A 25872-nucleotide genomic window follows, 5' to 3' on the forward strand; every position below is an offset into this window, starting at 1 on the left:
GACGCGATTTCAACCTACGGAAACTCCGCGCGGAGCGCGCTCCGGCTGTCCTGCCGCAGACATGGCTTGACCGGCTCCGTCATCGCGCGCGCCAGCCCTGTCACGCGGCCCCAGAAGAATTCGGCCCAGCGCCCTCTGGACGTCTCCGCCCCGAATGCGTACCTCTGGGGGTCAGGAGAGACGCCCATGACCAAACCGCCCCTCACGCTCTATCTTGCCGCGCCACGCGGCTTCTGCGCCGGTGTCGACCGCGCCATCAAGATCGTCGAGATGGCGCTCGGTAAATGGGGGGCGCCGGTCTATGTGCGCCACGAGATCGTCCATAACAAATACGTGGTCGACGATCTGCGCGCCAAGGGCGCGATCTTTGTCGAGGAGTTGGAAGACTGCCCCGACGACCGGCCCGTGATCTTCTCTGCCCACGGCGTGCCCAAGGCCGTCCCGGCCGAGGCCGCCCGCCGCGAGATGGTCTATGTCGACGCCACCTGCCCGCTGGTGTCCAAGGTCCATATCGAGGCCGAGCGTCACGCCAATAACGGCCTTCAGATCATCATGATCGGCCATGCCGGCCACCCCGAGACGATCGGCACGATGGGCCAGCTGCCTCCGGGCGACGTGCTGCTCGTCGAAACACCCGAGGATGTGGCCACGGTCGAGGTCCGCGACCCCGCGAAACTTGCCTTCGTGACGCAAACCACTCTCTCGGTCGATGACACGGCGGATATCGTCGCAGCACTTCAGGCGCGCTTTCCCGCCATCGTCGGGCCGCACAAGGAAGATATCTGCTACGCCACCACCAACCGGCAGGAGGCGGTCAAGGCCATGGCGCCCAAGGCCGACGCGATGCTGGTGGTAGGCGCGCCCAACTCCTCCAACTCCAAGCGACTGGTCGAGGTCGGCGCGCGCGCCGGCTGCGCTTATGCCCAGCTTGTGCAGCGCGCAGACGATATCGACTGGCGCGCGCTGAACGGCATCTCCTCCATCGGCATCACCGCCGGGGCCTCGGCCCCCGAAGTGCTGATCAACGAGGTGATCGACGCCTTCCGCGCCCGCTATGACGTCACCGTGGACGTGGTCGAAACCGCGCAGGAAAACGTCGAGTTCAAGGTGCCGCGCGTTCTGCGCGAACCGGCGTGACCGAGCTGGCCCTGTGACCGAGGAAGTGTTCGGAAGCGCTGCACAACAGGCGCTTCTGATCCGGGGCCACGCGTGTTTTAGGATCCTGCGCGACGATCCCCGCTTCAGCTATTATGGCCGTGCCGTGGGCCTTGCCGCGCCGGAACGCGATACGCTTGGCCTCGTCACGGCGCTGACACGGCTTCAAGGCGTCGGCAGCATCGCACGCATTCCTGATCAGGATATGCCCAGCTTGCGTGCTCAGCTTGAGGACGAAGGTCTTTCCGTCACTCACTACGCCCGCTGGTCGGGCGGGGCCGCGGCCATCCGGGCCGCGCGCGCCTGGTGCCGCGACGTGCCCCTGCCCGATGATCTGACCCTGCACCGCATCGACGCCGACAGCCCGCCGGACACGCTCGAAAAACTGGCCGAGGTCTCGCTTGCCTGCGGCGTGCTGCCCATCACTGGCCCGGTCCTGCGCGGGATCACCCGGCCCGGAACGGGCTTTGTTGCGGTCGACGCCGCCGGCGTCCCGGTCGCCAGCGCGGGCGCCGCCGCCTATCTGCACCCCGACCGCGACGGCGGCGAATGCTGGTGGGGCATGCTTTCTACCGATCCCACCCGGCGCGGCCAGCGGCTCGCCCTGCGCGTCGGCGCCGAGGTGCTCCTCGATATCACGCAGCGCTTCGGATTCACCCGCGTGTTTACCGGCATCGAGCCGGGCAATGCGGCCTCCGAGGCGGTCTGCGCCCGCATGGGGCTCGTCCGCGAGGACGCCTCAGTCCTCTCCACCGCCGATCCCGGTCAGATGCCGGGCGGGCGCATGACCAAATAAGCCCGCTTGACAGCCCGGCCCGGCTATGGCCCCTCTAAGGCCCGACCCGAACAGGACATGGGACAAGATGAGCCTGCATTTCCTTCTCACCGCCCTTGTCGTCGTCATCGCGCCGGGGACCGGCGTCATCTACACGCTGGCCATAGGTCTGGGCCGCGGCCGCCGTGCAAGCCTTTGGGCCGCGCTGGGCTGCACAATCGGGATCGTGCCGCATCTTCTTGCCGCCACGCTGGGTCTGGCGGCGCTTCTGCACACTTCGGCCCTGCTTTTTCAGGCCGTGAAGATCGCAGGCGTGCTCTATCTGCTCTGGCTGGCCTGGCAGGCGCTGCAAACCGACGGCGCGCTCAGCCTGCGCCCGGATCCGTCGCCCGAGGCCGGGATCCGAATTGCCCGGCGCGGGGCGCTGATAAACATCCTGAACCCAAAGCTCTCGCTCTTCTTTCTGGCGCTTTTGCCGCCTTTCCTGTCAGGTGACCCGGCCACTGCCACCGCCGAGATGATCGGACTGGGCTCGATCTTTATGGCGCTGACCTTCGTGGTCTTCGCCCTTTACGGGGCCTTCGCCGCCGCCGCGCGCGACAGGCTCCTGGCCTCGCGCCGCGCAATGCGCTGGCTCAGCCGCGGCTTCGCGGCGGTCTTCGCCGGTCTGGCCGCCCGCCTCGCGGTGGAGCGCGCCGCATGAATATCCCCCGCACGCCCCTGATCCTTGGCCTTGCCGGCACGCTCCCCTTTATCTGGAGCGCGCTGACCGTGCTTTCCCCCGATCTCGCGGCCCTGACGACGCAGGCGATCGGCCCGCGCTTCATCGGTCCTTATGTGGGCATCTTTTACGGCGCGGTGATCCTCAGCTTCATGTCCGGCGTGCTCTGGGGCTTCGCCACCAAGATGACCGGCGGCAACGCCACCACCGGCTATGTGCTGTCGGTGATCCCGGCGCTCTGGACGTTCTTCACTGTGGGCGGCGGCTCTGACCGTGCGACGCTCTTTCTGATCGTCGGCTTTGCCGGCATCCTCGCGCTCGACTGGATGTTCTGGCGCGACGGCGCTGCGCCGGGCTGGTGGATGAATTTGCGCCTGATGATCACCGCTATCGTGGTGACATGCCTTACCGTCACGCTTCTGGCGTCATGAGCGGCGACAAAAACACCCTCGCGGTCTATGCCGCCCGAGCCGAGGATTACGCGCATCTGACGCGTAAGGCCGCCGAGGATCCGCTGCTGCACGCCTTTATCGAGGCTATGCCACAAGGCGCCGCCGTGCTCGATCTGGGCTGCGGCCCGGGCAACGCCGCCGCGGCGATGGCCGAGGCGGGCCTGGCTGTCACCGCCACGGACGCGGTCCCCGAAATGGTCGCGCTCGCGGCCCGTCACCCCGGCGTGACGGCGCAGGTGGCTACCTTCGACGACATCACCGGCGACGCACTCTATGACGGCGTCTGGGCCAATTTCTCGCTCCTGCATGCCGAGCCGCAGGCGCTGCCGCGCCACTTAACGGCCCTCGCGCACGCCCTGAAACCCGGCGGGCGGCTGCATGTAGCGATGAAAACCGGCGAAGGCGCGCATCGCGACGATCTCGGCCGGCACTATACCTACGTGACCGAGACCGGCCTCTCCCAGCTTCTGAGCGACGCGGGTCTCACACCCGTCGCCACCACCACAGGCGCGGACAAGGGGCTTGACGGCAAACTCGCCCCCTGGGTCGCCATCACCGCGGAAAAGCCCGCCGATGCCTGAGCTTTTCGCCTATACCGACGGCGCCTGTTCCGGCAATCCCGGCCCCGGCGGCTGGGGGGTGCTTTTGCAGGCCAAAGAGGGTGAGACCGTCGTCAAGGAACGCGAGCTCAGCGGCGGCGAGGCCGAGACCACCAACAACCGGATGGAGCTTCTCGCCGCGATCGCGGCACTCGAAACCCTGTCCAAGCCCTCGCACCTCACCATCGTCACCGACAGCGCCTATGTGAAGAACGGCGTGACGGGATGGATCCACGGCTGGAAACGCAACGGCTGGAAAACCTCCAACAAAAAGCCTGTGAAGAACGTCGAACTCTGGCAGCGCCTTGATGCCGCGCAGGCCCGCCACGACGTCACCTGGGAATGGGTCAAGGGCCACGCGGGCCACCCCGAGAACGAGCGCGCCGATGAGCTTGCCCGCGCGGGCATGGCGCCCTTCAAGTCCGGCAAATCAGCATGACGCTGCTCAATCTGCTCGACCACGCCTCGGTGCTGGTCTTTGCGCTGACCGGCGCGCTGGTGGCCTCGCGCGCCCAGCTCGACATCGTCGGTTTTGCCTTTCTCGCCTGCCTGACGGCGGTGGGCGGCGGCACGCTGCGCGATGTGCTTCTCGACCGCAACCCGGTCTTCTGGATCGGCAATCCATCCTTCCTTTTCACCGCCTGCGCGGCGGCGCTCCTTATCTTCTTCACCGCGCATCTTGCCGAAAGCCGCTATCGCTGGCTGCAATGGCTCGACAGCCTCGCGCTGGCGGTGGCGGTGCCCGCCGGCGCCGGCGCGGCGATGAGCATGGGCCAGCCAGGCCCGATCATCGTGATCATGGGCATGGTGACAGGCTGCATGGGCGGGCTGATGCGCGACGTGGTGGTCGACGAGGTGCCGCTGGTGCTCACCCAGGGAGAGCTCTACGTCTCGGCGGCCTTTGCCGGGGCGCTGGCGGCGGCGCTGCTTTTCGGGATAGGTCAGCCCGCGCCGGTGGCCCTCATCGCCTGCGCCGCGCTCACCTGGATCCTGCGCGCGGGCTCGCTCGCCTTCGGCTGGCGGCTGCCGGTCTACCGGACCCGTCCGCCGCGCCGCTGACCGGGCCTATTTGCGGTCCTGGTATATCTGCCAAAGCCAGATCAGGACGACCGCGCCCAGCACCGCGCCCACAAAACCGCCCAGAAGCCCCATCGCCGTCAGCAGCAGGCGCAGCACCAGCCCGCCGATCAGCGCGCCCGCGATCCCGATCAGGATCGTCTGCAACATCCCGGTGCGGACGTTCATCAGCCGGGTGGCGATGAACCCCGCCGCGGCCCCGATGATGAGCAAGTAAATCGCGTAGGTCACGTCACCTCCGCCAATGGGTCGGCACGATGATCAGCGCGCCGATCGAGGACACGATCGCATCAAGCCCCGGACTGCCAAACCGCAGACCGAACATGATCCGGACGAAGTAAAACAGGAACGCACCGCCTACGCAGATGATGATCGACGGGATATACCCGTTATGGGTAAATCCGCTGCGCTCACTGGCATAGCCCACGATCCCGGCGATCACGACCGTGCCGAATAGTTGCAGGAACATATCTTACATTTCCCCGAACCGCATACCGGGCGACAAGGGCAGCCCGCGCAAAAACTCCCGCTCATCCTGCGCGCCGCGGCGCACCCGGTGCAAGAGCTAATCGATCGGCACGCGCGACGTCAGGGGTTGGAATTCCAGATATCCCAATCCAGGTACCACTGGTCATCCGCACCACGTCGCCAGATCACGATGTACTTTCCTGCCGCCTCGACCATACCGCCGTTACCGTCAGGCGCCTTCAGGGTATATGCGCCAATCTCGTTGGCGGTCTCGCCCATCGCTTCAATCTCGGTGGTCACCAGGTCAAGGTCGACAACCCCGGCATCTATAAAGGCCTGCCAAAGGCCGGCGATCGCTTCGCGGCCATCGATCCGGTCCGTGTCAGGGGCAAGAATAACCGCGTCTTCCGTGTAATGCGCCGCAACCCCCGCAGCGTCCCCGCTGTTGAACGCCGCCTCGAAGGTGGCGCTGCGGGCGGCAATCTCACTGGCTGTGTCCGCCAGAGCCGCAGGCGCCATAAGGCCCGCCGACAACACGACATATGCAATATGATGATGTTTCATTTCCCCTCCGATTTTCAAATTCAACCAAAGAAAAAACTCGCCTGGCACCCCGGCAGTCTACCACATGAAGGGGGCTTTTTTTCAGATATTTAGGCTGCGCCGGTTAGGCGTCGGTCACGTCAGACGGGCAGGCAATGCCATCCCGCGCGCCAGTTCGTCCGCCGGCATCGGGCCCCTGCCCGGACGCTGCGCCATCAGGATGCGCACAGCCGATTGTCCGCAGGCCACGGTAAGCGGCGGCGCGATGATCTCGCCCGGCGCGCCCGCCCCCTCGGCAAGGGATGACGCCAAAAGCTTCAACCGGATATCGCCCGCCTCGCACCACGCGCCAGGAAAAGGCGACAGCCCCCGGATATGCGCGTCGACCTCCTCGGCGGGCCTGTTCCAGTCGATGCGCGCCTCGGCCTTGTCGATCTTCTCGGCGTAGATCACACCGGTCTCGGGTTGCGCCTCGGGCACCAGCTTGTCCAGCCGGGCCAGCGCGTCGATGATCGCCGAGGCGCCCATGCGCGACAGCCGGTCATGCAGCGCGCCGGTGGTTTCTTCCGGGCCGATCTCGGTCTCGCGCCGCAAAAGTACCGGCCCGGTATCCAGCCCCGCCTCCATCTGCATGATGCACACGCCGGTCTTGTCATCCCGGGCCATGATCGCGCGGTGAATGGGCGCCGCCCCGCGCCAGCGCGGCAAAAGGCTGGCATGAATGTTGAGGCACCCGTGTTTGGGCGCATCCAGTATCGCCTGCGGCAGGATCAGACCGTAGGCCACCACCACCGCCACATCCGCCTCAAGCGCGGCAAACTCCGCCTGCTCCGCCTCGCCCTTTAGCGACTCCGGATGCCGCACCGAAAGGCCCAGCTCTTCGGCCCGCGCCTGCACGGGGCTTGGGCGATGCTTCTTGCCCCGTCCCGCAGGGCGCGACGGCTGACAGTAGACCGCGGCCACCTCGTGTCCGGTTTCAACCAGCGCCTCCAGCACCGGCACGGAAAACTCCGGTGTCCCCATGAAGATGACCCGCATCGCTGCCCTCACGTTCGTTGTTGCCCCGGTCCTAGAGCATTTTCCACGGACGGTGAATCGATTTCCACCCAAGGCCGGGCGCAGCATGCTAAGCCTCGCATATGGAACAGCGGTTCACTCTCATCACGCTCGGCGTGCGCGACCTGCCGCGCAGCACGGCCTTTTACGAAAGCCTCGGCTGGCGGCGGTCCGTCCGGGACGCAAAGGGCGTCAGCTTCTTTCAATGCGGCGGCTGCGCGATCTCGCTCTTCCCGCGTTCCGATCTGGCGAAGGACGCGGGTATCTCGGAAGATGGCAGTGGATTTTCCGGCATCTCGCTTGCCCACAACACCCGCACAAAACCCGAGGTCGACACGGTTCTGGCAAAGGTGGCAGAACTCGGCGCCGAGATCGTCAAACCCGCGACCGAGGCAAGCTGGGGCGGCTATTCAGGATATTTTCATGATCCCGATGGTCATCTGTGGGAAGTCGCATGGAACCCTATGTTCCAGCTCGACGACGACGGGAACGTCCACCTACCCGATTGATCCGAACCGTCCGTAAGGCCCAGGCTTCAGCGCAGCTTCTTCGCCCGCCGGATCAGCATGTCGCGTTTCACCTTGCTCAGACGGTCGAAATACATCTTTCCCGCCAGGTGGTCGATCTGGTGCTGCACGCTGGTGGCCCAGAGCCCGACGAAATCGCGCTCCTCCATCTCGCCAGCCTCGTTGAGAAACCGCACCGTGACGGCGCGGGGCCGGCTGATCTTGGCATAGACCCCGGGAAGGTTCGGGCTCGCCTCCTCGTGGTCGCGCATCTCGACCGAGGCATGCAGCACTTCCGGGTTCGCCATCCTCACCGCCTTGCCGCGTTCGTCCGAGGCATCGACCACAGCCAGCCTCTGCATCACGCCGATCTGCGGCGCGGCGAGACCCACGCCGGGCATCGCCTCCATCGTGTCGATCATGTCGTCCCAAGTGGCGCGGATCTCGTCGGTGATCGCCTCGACCTGCGCCGCCGGCGTCCGCAGACGCTTGTCCGGCCAAGGCAGGCAAGGCCGCACCGCCATTATCCGCGCGCCATCTCGCGCTTGCGCTTCTGCATCCGCCGCGTGATCATCTGCCGTTTCATCGGACCCAGGTAGTCGATGAAAAGCTTGCCGTTCAGGTGGTCGATCTCGTGCTGCACGCAGGTCGCCCAAAGCCCGTCGAAGGTCTCGCCGTGCTCCTCGCCGTCAAGACCGATCCAGCGCACGTCGACCACCTTGGGCCGGGTCACTTCCGCGAACTCCTCGGGGATCGACAAACAGCCCTCCTCATAGACGTTGCTCTCGTCCGAGGACGCCACGATCTCGGGATTGAACAGGACCATTGGGCGCGGCTCGGCGCCTTCGTCCTTGGCGCAGTCCATGACGATCAGCCGGTTGAGGTCGCCAACCTGCGGCGCGGCTAGCCCAATGCCGGGCGCGTCGTACATCGTCTCCAGCATATCCTCGGCCAGCGCGCGCAGTTCGTCGCTCAGATCGGCGACGGGATCGCAGACCTTTTTCAGGCGTGGGTCGGGATGGATCAGGATGGGCCGTTTCATGGGTGGTCATTTAGGCGATCGTCCGGCGCGGCGCAACGCCCTTGCACCCGCCCCGCTTTCCGCTAGCTTCCGCCTCAGGTTGCAGCCGGAGGACCGCATGACAGTTTTGTACAATTTCGACAAACCCATCGAAAGAGTTGGCACAAATTGTACAAAATGGGACTTGATGGAGCCCGCCTTCGGTGTTCCTGCCTCCGACGGCATCCCCATGTGGGTGGCCGACATGGATTTCGAGGCCCCGGATGTCCTGCAAGAGGCCACCAAGAGCCTGATTGAAAAGGCGAATTACGGATACTTCACCGGCGAGCCCGAGATGAAGGACGCCGTCGCATGGTGGATGGAAACCCGCCACGGCTGGTCTCCCGACCCCCGCCATATGTTCTCCACCGCCGGTCTTGGAAACGCGATTGCCATTTGTATTCAGACATTTACCGACCCCGGCGACGAGGTGATCATCTTCACGCCGGTCTATCACGAGTTCACCAAGAAGATCGTCAACGCCGACCGCGTGGTGAAAGAAAGCCCGCTCGTAATAGATGCGGATGGCCTTTACCGGATGGATCTCGATGCCCTTGGCAAGTCTTTGTCTGGCAAGGAAAAAATGCTGCTCTTCTGCTCACCGCACAACCCGGCGGGCCGGGTCTGGACGGTCGAGGAGCAAAAAGCCCTCGCCGCTTTCTGTATCCGTCACGACCTGATCCTGGTCTCAGACGAGATCCACCACGACCTGACCTTCCCCGGCCAGACCCATGTGCCGATGCCCGTTGCCGCCCCCGAAGTTGCGGAACGGCTGGTCATGCTGACCTCATCCTCAAAGACCTTCAACACCGCGGGGTCGCGCCTTGGCACAGTGACCGTCCCCGGCGCGGACCTCAGACAGCGGTTTGGGCATGCGCTCAAGGCCCTGAATCTTCAGGCTAATCTTCTTGGTTGCGTTCTGACGTGTGCGGCCTACAGCCCGCGTGGCGCGGAATGGGTGGACCAGTTGACGCGCTATCTGGATGGCAACCGCTCGGCGTTTCTCGACGCCGTGGCCCAGATTCCGGGCCTGCGCCCAATGCCGATGCAGGCAACCTATCTCGCGTGGGTCGACTTCACGAATACCGGCATGGAGATGTCCGAGATCCTGCGCCGGGTAAGAAACGACGCGCGTATCGCACCGTCCGTGGGTGACGAATTCGGCAGCGGGGGTGAGATGTTCCTGCGCTTCAACATTGGCACGACGCGCGCCCGGATAAACACAGCGATTTCCCGGCTCCAGGATGCGTTCAGCGATCTGCAGTAACCTGCGTCAGACCCGTCCAATCAGGGCGACCGGCAGGTCTTCTAAGCGCTCGAAATCCACCGGCTGACTTCCGCCCGTCTGGTTGACCAGCTTCAAATCGTAGCGGCGTTCTCCGGCCTCTTCCTCGGAGGCCACGATCAGGCAGCGCGACAGATGGCGCGTGCCGTCGTAAAGATCCACAAGGCCCCGCAGATGCGGGCCACCATCCGAGGGAAGGGCAAAGCCGCCCTCCCAGGAACGCAGCACCGCGAAGCTCTGCGCGCCGGTCTCCACGCGCAAACGGCTTTTGCGGCGCTTGGCCTGCAGCCGAGCCGCATCCAGCCCATCCTGCACCTCTTTCGGCAAATACGTGGTCATAACCGCCCCCAGCGACTCGTTTCCGATGGGCGATCATTTAGGTCTAAGTCATGACAGTCACGTAAAAATCCCCGCTGCAGCGCAACAATTATCCGCCGCAGCGCAATATCAGCGCGCCGTCGCCTTTGGCCGAAGCACATGCGGCTTCGCCGAATCGTAAAGCGCGCTTTCCGTGATTTCGCCAATCTCTCCGAGCACAGGCCCGACCAGGATCAGCGCCGTGCGTGTGATCTTGGCCGCGCGGACTTTCTCGCGGATATCACCAAGTGTGCCGCGCAGGAACGTCTGATCCGGCCAGCCGACCCGGTAGGCCACAACCACCGGACACTCCGATCCGTAATACGGTACCAGAACCCGCTCGATCTCGCGCAGGGCCCGGATACCGAGATGAATGGCCAGGGTCGTCCCGGTACGTGCGAAATTCTCCAGTGTCTCGCCTTCCGGCATCGATGTCGATTTCATCGCCATTCGTGTCAGTACGATGGATTGCGCCACCTCGGGCACGGTCAGTTCCTGCCCGAGAGCCGCCGCGGCTGCCGCATAGGCTGGAACTCCCGGCACGATCTCGAAACCAATACCCGCCGCCTGCAGCCGCCGGATCTGCTCTGCGATCGCCCCGTAAAGCGACGGGTCGCCGGAATGCACACGCGCCACATCCTCGCCACGTTCATGGGCTGCAACGATCTCTGCATGGGTTTCGTCCAGCGTCATCGGTGCGGTGTCGCGTACATGCGACCCTTCGGGCGCAAGCGCAACCACTTCGGATGTAACCAAGCTTCCGGCATAAAGACAGACAGGACAGCGCCCTATCAGCCGCGCCGCCTTCAACGTCAGAAGCTCTGGATCGCCAGGACCCGCGCCAATAAAATAGACCGTCATGCCGAGTTCCCCTTGGCCGTTCTTGTTTGCCCTAGTCCGATCCAGCGCCTGAAACGAAAATCTTTCGGCCTCATTTCGGACCTGTGGGAGGGCGGGCGGGGCGAATTTGCGCCACCGCGCAAAGAGCGTCGCGCGTCATCCCCGCCCATGTGCCAGGTCCCCGTCGATTTTGCGCGCATACCCGCGCGGCGTGAACATCCGCGGCCCCTCTCCCAGCCGTGCAAGCCGGGTGTTACTGGATCCCACTAGAACCACCGTCAGCATATCCACCTCATCGACCTCTAACGCGTCAAGCCGGCGATATCGCAGATTTTCCTCGGGACGGCCCAGATTGCTGGCAAGCATCACCGGCGTATCTGCCGGTCTGTGACGCAGCAAGATCGCCCGCGCCTCTGCCAGAAGTGTGCGCCGCGTCTTGCTGACCGGGTTATAGAACGCGATTACGAAGTCGCCCTCGGCGGCCGCCTGCAGACGCCTCAGGATATCCGCCCGCGGCGTCAGCAGATCGCTCAGCGAGATGGTGCAGAAATCATGCCCGAGCGGCGCGCCCGCGCGCGCTGCGGCCCCCTGCAGCGCGCTGACGCCCGGACTGCAAATCACCTCTGTACGGCGCGCCGCATCACTCACGCCTCCAGCCTCGGGGCCGCGGTCGAGCAGTTCGAAGACAAGCGCGCCCATGGCGTAGATCCCGGCATCACCCGAGCAAACGAGCGCTACGTTGCGTCCCTCGCCTGCGCGCTCCAGCGCGTAGCGGCAGCGCGCCTCTTCACCTCCCAGAGGAAAATCGCTCCGCTTTTTGCCGCTCGCAAGCGGACCGAGCAAGTCGATATATAGTCCATAGCCCACCAGTTCCTCGGCCTCGGCGACAAGGCGGCTTACCTCTGGTGTGCGCCAGCTGGCCTGCCCCGGGCCGATACCCACGACCGACAGCCGACCGCGCGCCCGGCCCGGCAGATGTGTCACTGGCGCCTCGGCCCGCGCCAATGCGCAGGTACAGTCCGAAGATTTGCGCTTCTGCACGTCCAGAACCGCCTTCGGACCAGCCGCCGCCAGTGCCGCGCCCTCGGCGACACCGTGACAGCCCACCTCGGCGAACACGACCTCCGAAGGATTGGCCAGCCGGTCCGCCTGCGCCTCTAGTTCGGCTGCGTCAAAGAACCGGATCGGCACGTCCAACTCGCGCGCCAGAGCATGCATGGCCGGTTCATCAGCTTTGAGGTCTAGTGTCGCGATGCAGGCAATTGCCAAAGGATCCACGCCTTCTTTCTGGAAGGTTTCAAAGACATGCTCCAGCATTGCCTCCGGCGCGGTGTCACGCGCGCACCCCAGCCCGAGCACATCGGTCTGCGGCGTCCAGATCAACGCCTCGCCCCCGGCCTCGGGGATCAGAGTGACGCGCCCGTCGGCACCAGGCTCGACAGAGACGTTGTCCATTTCTTCAAGCTCTGCAAGCCAATCGGCGCGTCCCCGCAACACGTAGCGCTCTCCCGAAAGCAGCCCTGCCATAATCGACTTCGCCGCCTCACCACCGGTCAGACGCCAACCCGCAGGTGGCTCATCGAGCGCCACGCCCATCGCCACGTCGCCCGCCGTCGTGATGGCCGCTGTCGCACCGAGACCCTCGGCAATGCGCGCCGCAAGGCGGTTCGCGCCGCGATGCCCCCCTAAAAGCGGCACCACCACCGCGCCGTCATCGCTGACCGACACGACCGGCGGTTCGGTCTTTTTGTTTGCCAAAAGTGGCGCGACCGCGCGAATGAGGATCCCGCTGGCGCAGATGCCTACCACCGGTGTACCGGCGGCAAAGAGATCGCGTGCGTGATCGAGCGCATTGTCGAAAACTGCATCCGAACGCTCTACGCGTCCTGCGCGTCCGTGAACCTGCGCGCCCAGGCACGCGGCAACGCGGTGGGCCACCGTCTCGCCAGAACGGCTCAGCGCCAGAACAACCGGTGTCACAGCCATGGATCGGCCCCTTTCGTCAGCAAAATCATCGAGAAGTACGGTGCCTTCTCCGGTGCGTCGGCCAGAGGGCACACGACCTCGTCGGGAAGGCTGGCGCGTTCGACATAAACAGCGCGGTCGGTCAGACCAAGCCGGTCTATGACGCCACGAATCTTGGGCAGGTGGCGGCCCACTTTCATGATCGCCACGGCCTCGGCGCCCTCGATCCGAAAGCGCAGTTCGTCCTCTGGTAGCGGGCCCGGCAGCACGGTCAGCCGTTCGTTGCGCGCAACAAGCGGGCGGCCCGCCCTAGCAGCGCATGCCGCGATCGAGGTCACGCCCGGCACAACCTCAACCTCGAAGCGGTCTGAAAGCCGCGCGAAAAGGTACATGAAGGAGCCATAGAAAAACGGATCGCCTTCGCACAGGCAGACCACGTCCTGGCCTGCCTCCAGCGTTGCGGCGATTTCCGTCGCACCACGGTCATAGGCCGCCTGCGCCGGATCGCGTGCGGTGGTCATGGGCACGTCCATCACGATTTCGCGCGCTTCCGGGGCGATCGCGTCCGCCGCGATGGAGCGGGCAAAGCTTGCGGCCCCGGCCAGCGCCGGATAGGCCAGAACCTCTGCTCTTGAAATCAGCCGATGCGCACGCAGGGTCATCAGATCCGGATCCCCGGGTCCCAGCCCTACGCCCCAAAGCTTGCCGGCGCCGTTACGGGCCATGGTGCGCCCCGCCTTTCATCGCTCCCTGACCGCTCATCGCTTTACCAGGCTCCACTGTGTGACGGGCATCAGGGGTCGCCAACCGGTCATTGCGCCTACTGGCTCGGCGCGGTTGACTTGCAATTTGATCAACTGCCCGCCGTGATACTTGTGCAGGTCAATAAGCACCGCCTCGCTTTCGAGCGTGACGGCATTGGCCACAAGCCGCCCGAGCGGGCGCAGCGCGGCCCACGCGGCGTCAAAGACCTCAACGCTCAGTCCTCCGCCGATGAAGACGGCATCGGGTGGTTCCAGTCCGTTCAGTGCCTCGGGCACGCGACCCTCGATCAGTTCAAGCTTTGGCGTGCCAAGCGCCAGCGCGTTTTGCGCTGCCATCGCGCGACGGTCATCTCGCGGCTCGATCCCGACGGCGCGGGCATAGCGTGCGGCGCGCATCCACTCCACCGCGACAGACCCGCACCCGGTGCCGATATCCCACAAAAGCGCTCCGCGCATGGGCATGAGCTTCGCCAGAGTGGCCGCACGCACCTCCTGTTTGGTCATGGTGCCGTCATGCTGAAAAAGCGCGTCTGCCAAGCCCGGCACTCTTGGCAGGAGCGCGGCATCCGGTGCGGCAACGCATTTCACCGCAAGCGTGTTGAAGGCGGGAACCTGGGCGTCCCAGCTTTCCGCAACGCCGTCAATCCGCGCTTCGTCCTTGCCGCCCATCGCGGCCAGCACGGTCATCCTAGAAGCACCGAAGCCGCGTTCGGTCAGGAAGCGCGCGATCCGCGCAGGCGTCTCGGCGCCCGTGGTCAGAATCAAAAGCCGCGCGTCCGGCTGGATAAAGGCGATCATCTGTTCGACGGGACGACCGTGTACCGTCAGGGTTTCGACATCCGGCAAGGACCATCCCATGCGCGCCGCAGCCAGCTGAAAGGCCGATAGCTGCGGGTGATAGACGATCTCGGACGGGTCAAGCGCTCGCCCGATCCGCGCTCCCACGGAAAACCACAGTGGATCGCCGGTGGCCAACACGACAACCCGGCGTCCCTTATAGCCTTTAAGAGTGTCGATCAGCGCGTCAAACGGGCTGGGCCAGGCGACGCGATCTGCTGTAACAGCCTCCGACAAGCGGTGATGCCGGTCTCCACCGATGATGACTTCCGCAGCCTCCACGACGGCACGCGTCGCGGGCAAGAGTCCGGCCATGCCATCCTCACCGATCCCGACGATATGCAGCCAAGGGTCAGACATACGCGTCACCGCGGCTTCTCGAAAAAGTCATGTCAATTCTTTCGGGAAGAGTTTCGCGCCTCATGCCCGACCCTCCGGGATACCGGCCGCCAGCGCGTTGACCGCCGCCGACGCCATAGCCGATCCGCCGCGACGACCTCGCAGCGCCACGAATTCGCAGCCACGCGGACGTTCGGCCAATTCGGCTTTGCTTTCCGCCGCACCGACGAAGCCCACCGGAAACCCAAGGATCACCGCAGGTTTGGGCGCACCGCTCTCGATCAATTCCAATAAGTGAAACAGCGCCGTGGGCGCATTGCCGATGGCCACGACCGCACCGGCCAGCCGATCGGCCCAAAGTTCGACCGCAGCAGCGGAGCGAGTGTTGCCAATCTTTCTGGCAAGATCCGGGACCCGGTCGTCATTCAGCGTGACGATCACATCGTTGCCGCGCGGCAGGTAGCGGCGGATGACCCCCGCGCCGACCATTTCGCAATCGCATAGTACCGGGGCACCAGCTTGAAGGGCGCTCTGCCCGGCCGAAAAGGCATTGTCGGAAAATGCCACCCGGTCGGCCACCTCGACCATACCGCAGGCGTGGATCAGTCGGATCGCCAGATCTTCCATCCCCGGACCGAATCTATCGAGCCGCGCCTCGCGCCGCACGGTGGCGAAGCTCTCGGCGTAGATCGCGGCAGGGTCTTTTTCATAGGGGCGCAAAATTCGGGCCTTTGTTTGCAGGGCCGGCGGCTTGTTCCTCCGGTTCTGGTGCTATCACCACGAACCTGTCAGGCCTTGCCCTTGCGGGCACTCTCGGGGCCAAGAGGATGGTCGGCGTGTGGATAGGTCGCGTGATGATGATGGTGGTCATGATGATCGTGATCGTGACCGTGGTGGTGATGATGGTGATGATGCGCGTGCCCTGCTGCCTCGAGCCGGCACAAACCTGTACAGAAGGTGCCGCAAAGTGTGCAGTCTGCCACGTTAGAGCCCGGAGCCGATGCGCCCTGTCCCTCCACGTGGTGATGATGGCTTTCTTGCACCGCGCCCACTTCCGCCTCGAAGCCCAGGACCGCGGTTCGGTATTTGCACAGCACGCAGGTGGGTGGCGGCACGTCGCCAAACGCCGGGTGACCCTTGCGGGCGGCGGCCGGGATCTCGATGGGATTGCCCCCCTCTATCGCGAGAACCTGCGCTCGGTAAGGACATGTGCCACAATTCGGCGGCGGGTTTGCGCCGGCCTGTTCGCGGACCCGTTCCGCGAAGGTTTCAAGCACTTTGGGATGATCGCCAAGATAGCCTGCCTTTACGAACTCGATATAGGGATGCTCTGCGGCGACCTGATCCGTAAAGCCGTAGATCCGGTCGATCAGAATGCCGGAAAACAGGAAGTAGGGAAAAACAACGATGCGCTTATAGCCGAGCTTCGAGACGTGGCTGAGGCAGGGTTCGACAAGCGGAAAGGTCACGCCGGAATAGCCCACCGCGCCCCAACCAAAGCCCATGCCTTCCCAGAGGATGCGGGCGATCTTGGCGACGTTGCCATTGGCGTCGGGGTCGGACGCGCCGCGCCCGATCACCACCAGGCACGTATCATGCAGCGACACCTCGCCCCGCTCTGCGTTGGCCCGCTCCACGGCCTCTGCCACGCGCGCGCCGGCTGCGGCGATCATCTTGGGGTCGACGCCCAGCTCGCGGCCATAGCTGACCTCGACGCCATGCGTTTCCGCGTAGGTGTTCAGCACCGTAGGGATGTCATTCTTTGAGTGCATTGCCGCAAAAAGCATGCCCGGCACCGCCAGAATGCGATCACATCCTTTCTCCCGCAGCCTGTCCAGACCGTCGCGGATCACCGGGTTGGCGAATTCGAGATACCCGTACTCCATCTCCCACTCCGGCGGCAGATAGGCGGGCAGCTTGTCGGCCAGCGTCGAGAATTCGTCCACTGCCGCCTGACTGCGCGAGCCATGCCCGCAGATCATCACACCGGTCTTGACCATGGCCTCAAGCCTCCTGTGGTTCGTCTTCGGTCGCATCCTCGGCCTCGGTTTCGGCGGTCTTGCGTCCACGCGCCTTGGCCCACAGGCCGATCGCGATCGCCGCCCCGATGGCTGCCGCCCCAAGCCAGTGGCCATGGCCGGCCACTTCGGCGAGGTGACCGGGATGGGCCGTGGCGGCCCCGGGCAGGATCATGGCAAAGCACAGGATCAGTCTCATGCGGCGTTCCTTTCCTTTTGCAACCGGTCAGGCCGCCGGCAGGAACCGCCGCACATGGCGATCGCCCGACGATCCAGAGATACGCGACCCCCTGTTTGGGTCGGCCCGCCATCCTGCACCTTTCCGGCCCCTGAGGGGCATCGTCCCTGCCTCTATAGGCATGGCGCCTGAACTGCGCAAACGGAGAATCGCCGCCCCGGCCAGCGATTGCGACATGTGCACGCGCGCACATCGCCTTTGCCTTGGAACCCGAGCGGATCGCGTCATGTTAATGGCCGAAGGAGATTATCCATGGGCCAACTCATCGACGGCGTCTGGCACGACGACTGGTACGACACGGACAGTACCGGCGGCGAGTTTCAGCGCTCCACCACGAAATTCCGCAACTGGATCACGTCCGATGGCGCACCCGGGCCATCCGGCGAAGGCGGGTTTCCCGCCGAAAGCGGGCGCTATCACCTTTATGTGGCCCTTGCCTGCCCCTGGGCCCATCGCGCGCTCGTATTCCGAAAGCTCAAGGGGCTGGAGGATCATATCGACGTCTCGGTCGTGCACCCCGACATGCTGGGCGACGGATGGACGTTTGATGACAGCTATCCGGGCGCGACCGGAGACCGGCTGTACGGGTTCCCCTTTGCCCGGGATATCTACCTCAAGGCAGATCCCAAGATATCCGGTCGTGTGACCGTGCCGATCCTGTGGGACATCAAGCGCGAAACCATCGTGTCAAATGAATCCGCGGAAATCATCCGCATGTTCAATTCCGCCTTCGATGAGATGACCGGAAATACCGATGATTACTGGCCGGAGGCGATGCGTGACGCAATCGAGCCAGTCAACGCGCGCATCTACGAGACCCTCAACAACGGGGTCTACAAGGCCGGCTTCGCGACAAGCCAGGCGGCTTACGACAAAGCGGTTCAACCGCTTTTCGAGACGATGAACTGGCTGGAGGTTCGGCTGAACGAGCGTCGGTATCTCATGGGCGACAGGTTGACCGAAGCCGACTGGCGGCTGTTCACCACGTTGATCCGTTTCGACACGGTTTATCACGGGCATTTCAAATGCAACCGCGCGAGGGTTGTGGATTTTCCCAACCTTTGGGGCTACCTGCGCGAGCTCTACCAATGCCCGGGTGTGGCAGAGACGGTGAATTTCGACCACATCACGCGACATTACCACTACAGCCACGACATGGTGAGTCCGAACAGGATTATCCCGATAGGTCCGGCGCTCGACCTGTCTGCGCCGCATGGTCGCGGTTAGAGCCTGCCGAGAGTAGTACCGAATCGGGGTAGAATGCTGGGATGCGCTGTCTGATTCTCGTTCTGGCTTTGCTAACGGTCACCAAAGCCGCCGCAGCGGAAATGGTGGAGCTTGAGCTTGTATTGCTCGCCGACGCGTCCGGTTCCATTTCGGACGAGGAAATCCGGTTCCAGCGTGAGGGGTACGCCGCCGCGATCACGCACCCCGATGTGCTATGGGCGATCGAGAACACAGCCTACGGCGTCATCGCCGTGACCTATGTTGAATGGGCCGCGCATACTGCACCTGTGGTTGACTGGCACCTCATCGACGGGGCTGAAAGTGCAGCGGTCTTCGCGCAGGCGCTATTGGTGCCACCGCGTCAGGCCTACGGAAATAATGCCATCGGCGGGGCGCTGCTTGATGGCAAGCGATTGATTGAGACGAATGGCTACGAAGGTTGGCGCAAGGTCATCGACTTTTCAGGCGACAGCCCGAATAACTTCTCCGGTCCTCCGATAGAGCAGGCTCGCGACGCTGTCGTGGCGGCCGGTATAACGATCAACGCGCTGCCGATCCTTTGCCGCTTTTGCGACAGTTTTGCGCGGTTTCCGGATCTCGACAAGATTTATGCGGACCGCATCATCGGCGGGCCGGGCGCCTTTGTCGTGGCTGCCGCCGACGAGAATGACCTCGCGCGGGCGATCCGGCGCAAACTCATTCTAGAGATCTCGGGCGAGATCCCGGACGCCAGGATAGCCCAACGCGTCAGTCGACAATGATCGTGCCACGAGTCTCTTTCGGCGGCTCCGCATGATCGCGTGCAACGAAAGAGTAGCTGCCCTTACGCATGGGATGAAAGCTGAACCTTGCGCTGCCTTTTCCATCGCATTGGATCGCGCGGAAGCTCAGGCCCTGCATGTAGAACTCCATCTCGCTCTCGGCGTTCGCCAATAGCTCCGGCGCTTCGAAATGGAACCCGGTTTCGGGCTTCACATCTTCTGGGCAGACCACGTTGAGCCGATAATACCCGCCAAGCGCCAGCCGAAGTTCAGTCTGCGACAAAGCCACGCCGCCATCGGCCGCACGTGTGATTTCAAGGAAAATATCCTCGGGCTTGCCGGCGCCGATCTTGCCGGATACCTGATCGTCCGCGCTGACAAACCCGGAAAGAAACGCGCCGCTAACAAAGCACGCGGCCCATGTGATGGTTCTGATCGTTTTCATCTTTTCCTCCCATTCCGGAACGCGGCTTGGACTAGCCGGAGTAGTCGGTCTCCGAGACTTGCTCCAACCAGTCGGCGACGCGACCGGCCTCATCGGCCTCCTGCATGGCGAGATGACACATCTGCGTATCAGGACCCGCACCGTGCCAATGCTCCTCGCCCGGCGGGATCCAGACGGTGTCGCCGGCGCCAATGGTCTGCGGCGCCTGACCGCGCAAGGCCACAAGACCAGTTCCCCAAAGTACGTGCAAAGTCTGTCCCAAGGGATGGGTGTGCCACGCTGTGCGCGCGCCGGGTTCGAATGTCACGCGAAGCGCACGCAAGCGTGCCGGCGCTTCGGCTTCAACCACGGGCTCCTGCCAGACGCGGCCCGTGAAATAATCGGCATTCGCCAGCTTGGATTGCCGCGTTGCCGCCTTGAATATCCGCATCGGCATGTTCCTTTCCGTCTTTTCGCGCCATCGCTGGCCGTCTCTGCCCAAGTCGAGCGCGAAAAGCACCTCTTGTACACCCATCTTTTCGGGTGCGAATCCCTTGACGCCCTGCACCTGACGCCGTAAAGACCGCAAACGGATTTCGGGGCACGGCCTATGGCGGTGCCCGTTTGTATTGAGAGGGGCCAGACCGCGCCCCGCCCAGGACGAGGAATGAACCAATGTCGCGCCGCTGCGAACTGACCGGAAAAGGGCCGATGGTTGGCAACAACTCCAGCCACGCCAACAACAAGACCAAGCGTCGCTACCTGCCGAATCTGAACGACGTGACGCTGCAGTCGGAAACGCTGAACCGTGGCATCAAGCTGCGCATTACAGCAGCTGCGCTGCGTTCGGTGGATCACCGTGGCGGGCTGGACGGCTACCTTGCGAAAGCCAAGGATTCCGAGCTCTCGGCGAATGCGCTGAAAGTGAAGAAGGAAATCATGAAGGCGCAGGCCGCAACCGCCTGATCCTTTCGTTTCGCGCCCCGTTTCACAGCCTCGCCCGAACCGGCGGGGCTGTTGCGTTTTGTCGCGATGTCCGCAATTCCGTGCCTGATTATACCGATCCCATGGCTTGGCTGCGTCCCACGTTTGCATTGATCGTTTCGCTCCTTCTGATCGTCACCGGTCAGAGCATGGCGATCGCACGCACCGCCCCCGGTCCATCGGGCAGTATGGTCGTGTGCACGGGCGACGGGCCGGTGCGGGTCCTGGTGGACGAGGACGGTGTGCCGATGGACGCGGTGCATGTCTGCCCCGACTGCGCCACAGGGCTTTTCGAGGCAAGCTTGCCAGGCAAGGTGGAGTTACCACGCCGACTTGCTCATCCCTGCATCGTCAGGATGAACGCCCGAAAGCCTCTGCCGGAGGGTAACATCCTTTTCTTTTCCCGCGCCCGCGCGCCGCCTGTCGAAGAGTGAGTCACATTCCGATATTCCCAAATCACATCTACGACAGGACAGAAGCATGTTCACGAAACTCCGGGCGATTGTCGCCCTCACCGCCCTTTCCGTGTCCGCCACCGCCGCTCTGGCCGGTGATATAACCGTGACTGATGCCTATGCGCGGTCCGCCTCACCCGCAGCAAAAACCGGTGCGGCATTTCTCGTGATCGAAAACAGCGGACCTTCGGATCGGCTGGTCGGTGTCGCCTCACCCGCGGCCGCCCGGGTCGAATTGCACACGCATATCGAGGAAGACGGCATCATGAAAATGCGCCATGTCGAAGAGGGCTTTGCCTTGCCCGAAGGCGGGCGGATCGCCATGTCGCGCGGCGGGGACCACGTGATGTTCATGGGGCTGACCAATCCATTCGAACAGGGAAACACGGTCCCGCTGACGCTCATGTTCGAAACGGCCGGCAAGATGGAGATCGAAGTTCCGGTCGACCTTACGCGGATGCCCACCGGCGGGGGCCACAGCAACTAATCAACAGTCGGCGAGGCGAACTAGCGGGCCAGAAAACGCGCCGCCACGTCGCCTTTCATGTAGGTGACCTGCCCCCCGGCGAAGGTGGCGCAGATATCGCGGCTGACCTCGTCGAGCACAACGACGTCGGCGCGCATTCCGGGCTCCAGCCGGCCACGGTCTTTTAGGCCGAGCATCCGGGCCGGGCCGTCCGCGATCAGTCCCCAAGCGCCTTCGAACGGCAAAACGCCAGCATCCGCCAGAAGGAACGCAGCTCTTCGCGTCGACGGGTAGTGGTAATCCGAGGCCAAGGCGTCGCAAAGGCCCATCGCCACCAGATCGAGCGCGGAGACATTGCCCTTGTGCGATCCGCCGCGCACCAAATTGGGAGCGCCGAGGACGACGGGGTCTCCGTCGGCTTTTGCGGCCTCCGCCGCCTCGAGGGTTTCGGGAAACTCGGCCACACGTACCCCCCGCGCGCGCCAGCCGGCCCGGTCGTCGCGGCTGCGGTCGTCATGGCTTCCCAGCAGAACGCCACGAGCGGCCAGCCGCGGGATCAGACAATCAAGCGCGGCGGGCACCGCCGCAAGGCCCGCGTAAAGCGCCTGAAGATCGGCGAGGTGCTTTTCGGGATTCTTTCCGATGCGTAAGGCCTGCCCGGTCAGGCGCGGCGGGCGTTTGCCCATCGCCAGCGCCACGTGCGGCAGGTGATCGTTGAAGACAAGGTAGGGAATGGCGAAGTGGTCGACCATGTCGGCCACGGCATCATAGTCGTTGACCATCGAGAGTTCGAAGCGGAGTTGCACACGCAAATCGGTCCCAAGCCTTGGGCGGACCTCATCAAGCGCGGCGAAAACGCGATGGGCGAAATCCGCGCCGCGCATGCCGCCCTCCCAACTATAGAATTGCGCAAGCGTCGCCGTGGTGATGCCATTGGCGGCCACTTCGGCCTCGGCTGCAAGAAGCCCCTGGTCTAGGTCTTTCATGGCGCCGCGCCGCGGTGCGAGATGCTTTTCGAACGCATCACCATGTGCATCGACGATCCCCGGAAGAACGAGATAGCCAGACAGGTCGATCTCGCGTCCCCCTGCGTCGGCAACCCGCCCGTTTGCGAGGGACAAAGGTGCATCCGACAGCCCGCCCGGTCGCAAGACCTTGGCACCGGTCAGCCGCAGGTCCGGGATCATTCACCACCCCAGATCAAATCGCCAATGTCCAGATCATGATCGAACGCTCCGGTCTTGAGAAACGCGAGCACCTGCGCGATCACCAGAGGATTGTTCATCATGAAAGTGTGACTGACAGGCAGAGTGATGTGATCTGCCATCCCTTCGACCCGCGTGGACGCAACGGAAACCTTGCCATCGTCCGGTCCGTCGATCAACGCCGAGAAATAGGGGTTGAGCGAGCGCGATCCCGCGATCACTCCCAACGGAAAATCGACCGGGGGCAACTGCTCGACAAAGCCGTCCGCCCCGGTCTCTAGCTGCATGCCTGCAGGGCCATTCATCCATTCGAAAAGTTCGAGTCCGCCTAATTCGTCGACCAGTTCCGAGCCGTGATTCGGCGGGCTGAGCATCACCACCCGGCCAAGCCGCTCCGGCCTGTTATCTCGCAACCAAAACCGCAACAGGATGCCGCCCATCGAATGGGTGACGAAATGAATATCGGCCTCGCCGCAGACCCGCAGGGCGTAAGGCAAGACATCCTCAGCCAACTGTGCGATCCGCAGCTCGGTCGACGGGTAATCCGGCCGGAACGTCGTGTAGCCCTGCGCCAGAAGCGCCTCCTCCATCACGATCATCGATGTGTCGGTTCGGGCCAGACCATGAAGCAGCACCACGCAATCGGCTCTTGCCGGTGCGGCGGACCAGCTGAAGCCAGCAGCAAGGAGAAGACCGAGAATAGCTTTCATAATTCTTGAGATAGGCGCAAAAGCCACGCTATGACAGCCCCTATCGCCAGCTAGAGGACCTACATGCCGATCCGCCTTGCCACGCGTGCCGTTCTTGTCCACGAAAGCCGCCTTTTGCTGGTCAATGCCTTTCCCGGCGGCACCAGCGATCTGTGGTGCGCGCCCGGCGGCGGGGCAGAGCCGGGCGCCTCGCTGCCCGACAATTTGCGGCGCGAGGTGCACGAAGAAACCGGGCTGGAGATCAAGGTCGGTCCGCCTTGCCTGATCAACGAGTTCCACGATCCGGACAGCGGCTATCATCAGGTCGATCTCTTCTTTCGCTGCTCGCTTCTCTCGGGTCGCCTGAGCACCGACTGGCAGGATCCGGAAAACGTGGTGACGCAACGTCGGTTCGTGACACGCGACGAGATGGCAAAGCTGCGCGTCAAACCCGACAGCCTGTCCCATGTCGCCTTCGGACGAGGGTTCGGGTATGATCCGCTGGAGGTTATCCTTCCGGGTTAAGCGCCGCGTTTCCAGAGAACCGAAAGCGCAACGCCCCCAAGCACAAGCGCTGAGGCCAGCGCGATGCGCAAGCTCACCGTCTCGTCCAGAAACACGACCCCACCGGTCAGCGCGATCACTGGCACAGTAAGCTGCGCCACGGCCGCCACCGAAGCTTGCAGCCGGGGGAGCACCAGATACCAAAGTGCATAGCCAAGTCCCGACGTTACGGCGCCCGAAAGGGTCGCCAGTCCGACACCCGGCATTGTCGCCCGCGCTGCGTCGGGCGCGGCGGGCAGCACCAGGAAGGCAAAAAGTCCAACAGGAACCGCGAGTACGAAATTCGCCGCCGTTGCACCCAACGCGTCAACAGCACCGCGCCCTACCAGCGAGTAGACGCCCCAAGCAATGCCGGCGAGCGCCATGAGCGCACCGTGTAGAAGGCTGACATGTGCACCTGCCCCTGGCCACATCAGCCACGCGAGGCCCGCCAGAGCGAGGCCGGCCCCGATCCATCGGCGCAGAGGAATGATTTCTCGGCCGAGCACGGCACTGGCGAACATGGTGATCTGAACCATACCGAACAGGATCAGCGCCCCAAGACCCGCATCAAGCGCCTCATAGGCCAGCGAAAATCCATAGATATACGTCACCAATGCGGCAACGCCGATCGCTTGCCCCGTACCGGTGAACCGGAGCGCTCCTCGCATCAGAAGGCACAGCGCCGCCAACATGACCGCCCCGGCGACCAGGCGGATCGTACCGAATTGAACCGCCTCGATATGTCCGCCGGCTAACGCCATACGATTGAGAACGGAATTGGCCGCGAAGGCAATCATGGTCAGGCTAGTGAGGAGGAAAAGCCGCATTCATGACCGTCCGTTCGACGCGCCAATTTTTGCCTGACGCTGCACATAGCGGAACCCGATCCAAAGGCAGATGCATGCGGCCATAATCGCCGCTGCGGACAAATGCGGTGCCGCGGCGCTTTCCGTGGCTGTGCGCACCGCACCCAGGATCGGAGGCGCAAGGCCCATTAGCGCATAGTATATCGCCATATAGATCCCCATCGCGAGTGCCCGAACTTCCGGTCGCGCAGCTTCGACAGGCAAGGTCATGATCATCGCCGCGGCCGGTCCGAGGCACAAGCCCAGCGTCACGAGAAAGGCGGGATGGCCCACAAGCCCGTCCGCGCCCAGGGCGAAGAAGCTTAAGGCAAGTCCTGAGACCGCGAAACAACCGAGCGCCGCCAAATCGGGTCGCGTGAGCCCCCGTGCAAGCCAACCGCCGCCCGCCACCGAAATGATCGCCGCCCAGCCGACAAGGCTTCCTGCGGTGGCGGCCTCAACAGCCTCCGCGCCGCCTGCGGCAAGCCGGTCCGCGCTCCAGCTGATCGCGGCAATGAAGGCCACATTGTAAAACCCCCAAAGAATACCGGCCATGCCGACGAGCAGCACCTCGGAGCGAGACAAGCGGGCAGCGCCAAGACGGCCAGCGCCGCCTGCCGGTGTCACGGCACTGGGCGCACGCCAAACAATTGTCAGCAGGACAAGGGATACCGCGCAAAGCGCGGCTGGCAACAGTCGCAAGGTCTGAAGGGACAGATCCTGAGCCAGGATGGGAAGCAGCAGCATAGCCAAAGCCAGACCCGCCGGCCAACTGGACACCAGAAGCCCCATGGCAAGCGGCAAGTCCGACCGGCCCTGGAACCAATCTCCCGCCATCTTGCTGAGCATCACATTAAGCGCAACCGCGCCGAGCCCGGCCAGAGATCGCGCGACAAGTTGTACGTCGAACCCGGGCAAAAGCGCCCCGGCCATGCCGCCGATCACCATCAGAACAAGACCCGCCTGCGCGGTCCGGATATCGCCGATTTTCTGACCGGCCCACCCGCCGAAAAGTGCCGCAACCGCGCCCGGCAGCAGATACGCACCCATCAACGCCCCAATGGCCGCAAGACTGAACCCGGTGGCCGTACTGATCTGCGGCGCCAGAGCCGCGATGGACTGGAACTGCACCCCCATTGAGATGCGCGCCAGCGTCAAAGCCAGCAGAATCGCCCAACGCTGCATCTGCGGTCCTTTCCAAACATCCTGTCCGCA

The 25872-nt window shown here is 63.9% G+C and carries 35 protein-coding genes; 15 read left to right on the top strand and 20 right to left on the bottom strand.

Going from position 1 to position 25872, the window contains the following annotated elements; all coding sequences use genetic code 11:
- The first annotated feature begins 186 nt into the window (after window positions 1-186).
- From ispH to EZV60_RS12355, 7 genes are all read left to right on the top strand, one after another.
- Window positions 187-1137 carry a 4-hydroxy-3-methylbut-2-enyl diphosphate reductase gene (ispH, locus tag EZV60_RS12325; RefSeq protein WP_135505895.1) on the top strand — a complete coding sequence of 317 codons (951 nt, stop codon included), beginning with the start codon at window positions 187-189 and terminating at the stop codon, window positions 1135-1137.
- A 13-nt stretch (window positions 1138-1150) separates the two neighbouring features.
- Window positions 1151-1951, top strand: coding sequence for a GNAT family N-acetyltransferase (locus EZV60_RS12330; RefSeq protein WP_135505896.1), 801 nt, complete (start codon window positions 1151-1153; stop codon window positions 1949-1951).
- 67 nt (window positions 1952-2018) lie between these two features.
- The gene (locus tag EZV60_RS12335) at window positions 2019-2633 is read left to right on the top strand and encodes a LysE family translocator (protein WP_135505897.1); all 615 of its coding nucleotides are present in this window, start codon (window positions 2019-2021) and stop codon (window positions 2631-2633) included.
- Entirely contained in the window at window positions 2630-3082 is a 453-nt protein-coding gene (locus EZV60_RS12340; RefSeq protein ID WP_135505898.1) for a DUF3429 domain-containing protein, read from the top strand. The genes EZV60_RS12335 and EZV60_RS12340 overlap by 4 nt, the downstream gene beginning before the upstream one ends.
- Window positions 3079-3684 carry a class I SAM-dependent methyltransferase gene (locus EZV60_RS12345; RefSeq protein ID WP_135505899.1) on the top strand — a complete coding sequence of 202 codons (606 nt, stop codon included), beginning with the start codon at window positions 3079-3081 and terminating at the stop codon, window positions 3682-3684. The genes EZV60_RS12340 and EZV60_RS12345 overlap by 4 nt, the downstream gene beginning before the upstream one ends.
- Window positions 3677-4141, top strand: coding sequence for a ribonuclease HI (gene rnhA / locus EZV60_RS12350; RefSeq protein WP_135505900.1), 465 nt, complete (start codon window positions 3677-3679; stop codon window positions 4139-4141). Before EZV60_RS12345 ends, rnhA begins: the two co-directional genes overlap by 8 nt.
- The gene (locus tag EZV60_RS12355; RefSeq protein ID WP_135505901.1) at window positions 4138-4761 is read left to right on the top strand and encodes a trimeric intracellular cation channel family protein; all 624 of its coding nucleotides are present in this window, start codon (window positions 4138-4140) and stop codon (window positions 4759-4761) included. The genes rnhA and EZV60_RS12355 overlap by 4 nt, the downstream gene beginning before the upstream one ends.
- Window positions 4762-4767: 6 nt before the next feature.
- Here the strand turns inward: EZV60_RS12355 and EZV60_RS12360 are convergent, their stop codons facing one another.
- The 4 genes from EZV60_RS12360 to fmt form a co-directional block, all read right to left on the bottom strand.
- Entirely contained in the window at window positions 4768-4947 is a 180-nt protein-coding gene (locus EZV60_RS12360; RefSeq protein WP_135506093.1) for a GlsB/YeaQ/YmgE family stress response membrane protein, read from the bottom strand.
- A 64-nt stretch (window positions 4948-5011) separates the two neighbouring features.
- Entirely contained in the window at window positions 5012-5248 is a 237-nt protein-coding gene (locus EZV60_RS12365) for a hypothetical protein (RefSeq protein WP_135505902.1), read from the bottom strand.
- A 119-nt stretch (window positions 5249-5367) separates the two neighbouring features.
- A complete protein-coding gene (locus tag EZV60_RS12370) occupies window positions 5368-5811 on the bottom strand; it encodes a YybH family protein (RefSeq protein WP_135505903.1) in 444 nt (147 codons plus the stop codon).
- A 114-nt stretch (window positions 5812-5925) separates the two neighbouring features.
- A complete protein-coding gene (fmt, locus tag EZV60_RS12375; RefSeq protein WP_135505904.1) occupies window positions 5926-6828 on the bottom strand; it encodes a methionyl-tRNA formyltransferase in 903 nt (300 codons plus the stop codon).
- 101 nt (window positions 6829-6929) lie between these two features.
- Between fmt and EZV60_RS12380 the strand changes: the two genes are divergently transcribed.
- Window positions 6930-7355: a VOC family protein gene (locus tag EZV60_RS12380; protein WP_135505905.1), complete on the top strand. Its 426-nt coding sequence runs from the start codon at window positions 6930-6932 to the stop codon at window positions 7353-7355.
- A gap of 26 nt (window positions 7356-7381) precedes the next feature.
- On the opposite strand, the gene def (EZV60_RS12385) is transcribed toward EZV60_RS12380, so the two are convergent.
- Together def (EZV60_RS12385) and def (EZV60_RS12390) are read right to left on the bottom strand one after the other, a co-directional pair.
- On the bottom strand, window positions 7382-7876 hold the full coding sequence (gene def, locus EZV60_RS12385) for a peptide deformylase (RefSeq protein ID WP_135505906.1): 495 nt from the start codon (window positions 7874-7876) through the stop codon (window positions 7382-7384).
- On the bottom strand, window positions 7876-8394 hold the full coding sequence (gene def / locus EZV60_RS12390) for a peptide deformylase (RefSeq protein WP_135505907.1): 519 nt from the start codon (window positions 8392-8394) through the stop codon (window positions 7876-7878). The genes def (EZV60_RS12385) and def (EZV60_RS12390) overlap by 1 nt, the downstream gene beginning before the upstream one ends.
- Window positions 8395-8491: 97 nt before the next feature.
- On the opposite strand from def (EZV60_RS12390), the gene EZV60_RS12395 reads away from it, so the two are divergent.
- Window positions 8492-9679 (top strand): MalY/PatB family protein, encoded by a 1188-nt coding sequence (locus EZV60_RS12395; RefSeq protein WP_135505908.1) that lies wholly within the window; start codon window positions 8492-8494, stop codon window positions 9677-9679.
- Between the two features lie 6 nt (window positions 9680-9685).
- Here the strand turns inward: EZV60_RS12395 and EZV60_RS12400 are convergent, their stop codons facing one another.
- From EZV60_RS12400 to EZV60_RS12435, 8 genes are all read right to left on the bottom strand, one after another.
- Window positions 9686-10036: a hypothetical protein gene (locus tag EZV60_RS12400; RefSeq protein WP_135505909.1), complete on the bottom strand. Its 351-nt coding sequence runs from the start codon at window positions 10034-10036 to the stop codon at window positions 9686-9688.
- A gap of 108 nt (window positions 10037-10144) precedes the next feature.
- Window positions 10145-10915, bottom strand: a complete 771-nt coding sequence (gene cobM / locus EZV60_RS12405) for a precorrin-4 C(11)-methyltransferase (RefSeq protein ID WP_135505910.1) — start codon at window positions 10913-10915, stop codon at window positions 10145-10147.
- 135 nt (window positions 10916-11050) lie between these two features.
- The gene (gene cobJ, locus EZV60_RS12410; protein WP_135505911.1) at window positions 11051-12880 is read right to left on the bottom strand and encodes a precorrin-3B C(17)-methyltransferase; all 1830 of its coding nucleotides are present in this window, start codon (window positions 12878-12880) and stop codon (window positions 11051-11053) included.
- Window positions 12871-13584 carry a precorrin-2 C(20)-methyltransferase gene (cobI, locus tag EZV60_RS12415; RefSeq protein ID WP_135505912.1) on the bottom strand — a complete coding sequence of 238 codons (714 nt, stop codon included), beginning with the start codon at window positions 13582-13584 and terminating at the stop codon, window positions 12871-12873. The genes cobJ and cobI overlap by 10 nt, the downstream gene beginning before the upstream one ends.
- Before the next feature lie 33 nt (window positions 13585-13617).
- Window positions 13618-14820, bottom strand: a complete 1203-nt coding sequence (cbiE, locus tag EZV60_RS12420; protein WP_135505913.1) for a precorrin-6y C5,15-methyltransferase (decarboxylating) subunit CbiE — start codon at window positions 14818-14820, stop codon at window positions 13618-13620.
- A 60-nt stretch (window positions 14821-14880) separates the two neighbouring features.
- Complete coding sequence (locus EZV60_RS12425; RefSeq protein WP_210115089.1) at window positions 14881-15519, bottom strand: precorrin-8X methylmutase; 639 nt, start codon at window positions 15517-15519, stop codon at window positions 14881-14883.
- Between the two features lie 68 nt (window positions 15520-15587).
- Window positions 15588-16799 (bottom strand): sirohydrochlorin chelatase, encoded by a 1212-nt coding sequence (locus tag EZV60_RS12430; protein ID WP_135505915.1) that lies wholly within the window; start codon window positions 16797-16799, stop codon window positions 15588-15590.
- A gap of 4 nt (window positions 16800-16803) precedes the next feature.
- Entirely contained in the window at window positions 16804-17016 is a 213-nt protein-coding gene (locus tag EZV60_RS12435; RefSeq protein WP_135505916.1) for a DUF6732 family protein, read from the bottom strand.
- A 291-nt stretch (window positions 17017-17307) separates the two neighbouring features.
- Here EZV60_RS12435 and EZV60_RS12440 point away from each other — a divergent pair, with 291 nt between their 5' ends.
- Together EZV60_RS12440 and EZV60_RS12445 are read left to right on the top strand one after the other, a co-directional pair.
- Window positions 17308-18282: a glutathione S-transferase family protein gene (locus EZV60_RS12440; RefSeq protein WP_135505917.1), complete on the top strand. Its 975-nt coding sequence runs from the start codon at window positions 17308-17310 to the stop codon at window positions 18280-18282.
- Between the two features lie 41 nt (window positions 18283-18323).
- A complete protein-coding gene (locus EZV60_RS12445) occupies window positions 18324-19043 on the top strand; it encodes a DUF1194 domain-containing protein (protein ID WP_135505918.1) in 720 nt (239 codons plus the stop codon).
- Here the strand turns inward: EZV60_RS12445 and EZV60_RS12450 are convergent.
- Complete coding sequence (locus EZV60_RS12450; protein ID WP_135505919.1) at window positions 19030-19488, bottom strand: hypothetical protein; 459 nt, start codon at window positions 19486-19488, stop codon at window positions 19030-19032. The genes EZV60_RS12445 and EZV60_RS12450 overlap by 14 nt on opposite strands.
- Window positions 19489-19519: 31 nt before the next feature.
- On the bottom strand, window positions 19520-19918 hold the full coding sequence (locus EZV60_RS12455) for a (R)-mandelonitrile lyase (protein ID WP_135505920.1): 399 nt from the start codon (window positions 19916-19918) through the stop codon (window positions 19520-19522).
- Between the two features lie 224 nt (window positions 19919-20142).
- Here EZV60_RS12455 and rpmB point away from each other — a divergent pair, with 224 nt between their 5' ends.
- The 3 genes from rpmB to EZV60_RS12470 all read left to right on the top strand — a co-directional run bounded on the left by rpmB (window position 20143) and on the right by EZV60_RS12470 (window position 21393).
- A complete protein-coding gene (gene rpmB, locus EZV60_RS12460) occupies window positions 20143-20433 on the top strand; it encodes a 50S ribosomal protein L28 (protein WP_135505921.1) in 291 nt (96 codons plus the stop codon).
- Between the two features lie 101 nt (window positions 20434-20534).
- A complete protein-coding gene (locus tag EZV60_RS12465) occupies window positions 20535-20885 on the top strand; it encodes a hypothetical protein (protein WP_135505922.1) in 351 nt (116 codons plus the stop codon).
- Between the two features lie 46 nt (window positions 20886-20931).
- Window positions 20932-21393 (top strand): copper chaperone PCu(A)C, encoded by a 462-nt coding sequence (locus EZV60_RS12470; RefSeq protein WP_135505923.1) that lies wholly within the window; start codon window positions 20932-20934, stop codon window positions 21391-21393.
- Between the two features lie 20 nt (window positions 21394-21413).
- Here EZV60_RS12470 and EZV60_RS12475 read toward each other — a convergent pair whose 3' ends face one another.
- Complete coding sequence (locus tag EZV60_RS12475; protein WP_135505924.1) at window positions 21414-22559, bottom strand: alpha-D-ribose 1-methylphosphonate 5-triphosphate diphosphatase; 1146 nt, start codon at window positions 22557-22559, stop codon at window positions 21414-21416.
- The gene (locus EZV60_RS12480) at window positions 22556-23287 is read right to left on the bottom strand and encodes an alpha/beta fold hydrolase (protein WP_135505925.1); all 732 of its coding nucleotides are present in this window, start codon (window positions 23285-23287) and stop codon (window positions 22556-22558) included. Before EZV60_RS12480 ends, EZV60_RS12475 begins: the two co-directional genes overlap by 4 nt.
- A 63-nt stretch (window positions 23288-23350) precedes the next feature.
- Here EZV60_RS12480 and EZV60_RS12485 point away from each other — a divergent pair, with 63 nt between their 5' ends.
- Window positions 23351-23791 (top strand): NUDIX domain-containing protein, encoded by a 441-nt coding sequence (locus EZV60_RS12485; RefSeq protein ID WP_135505926.1) that lies wholly within the window; start codon window positions 23351-23353, stop codon window positions 23789-23791.
- On the opposite strand, the gene EZV60_RS12490 is transcribed toward EZV60_RS12485, so the two are convergent.
- Both EZV60_RS12490 and EZV60_RS12495 read right to left on the bottom strand, forming a co-directional pair.
- The gene (locus tag EZV60_RS12490) at window positions 23788-24639 is read right to left on the bottom strand and encodes a DMT family transporter (RefSeq protein WP_135505927.1); all 852 of its coding nucleotides are present in this window, start codon (window positions 24637-24639) and stop codon (window positions 23788-23790) included. The two genes, EZV60_RS12485 and EZV60_RS12490, sit on opposite strands and share 4 nt — an antisense overlap.
- The gene (locus tag EZV60_RS12495; RefSeq protein WP_167853524.1) at window positions 24640-25842 is read right to left on the bottom strand and encodes an MFS transporter; all 1203 of its coding nucleotides are present in this window, start codon (window positions 25840-25842) and stop codon (window positions 24640-24642) included.
- Window positions 25843-25872 lie beyond the last annotated feature (30 nt).

This window comes from Roseovarius aestuariivivens, from assembly GCF_004761875.1.
Lineage (GTDB): Bacteria > Pseudomonadota > Alphaproteobacteria > Rhodobacterales > Rhodobacteraceae > Roseovarius > Roseovarius aestuariivivens.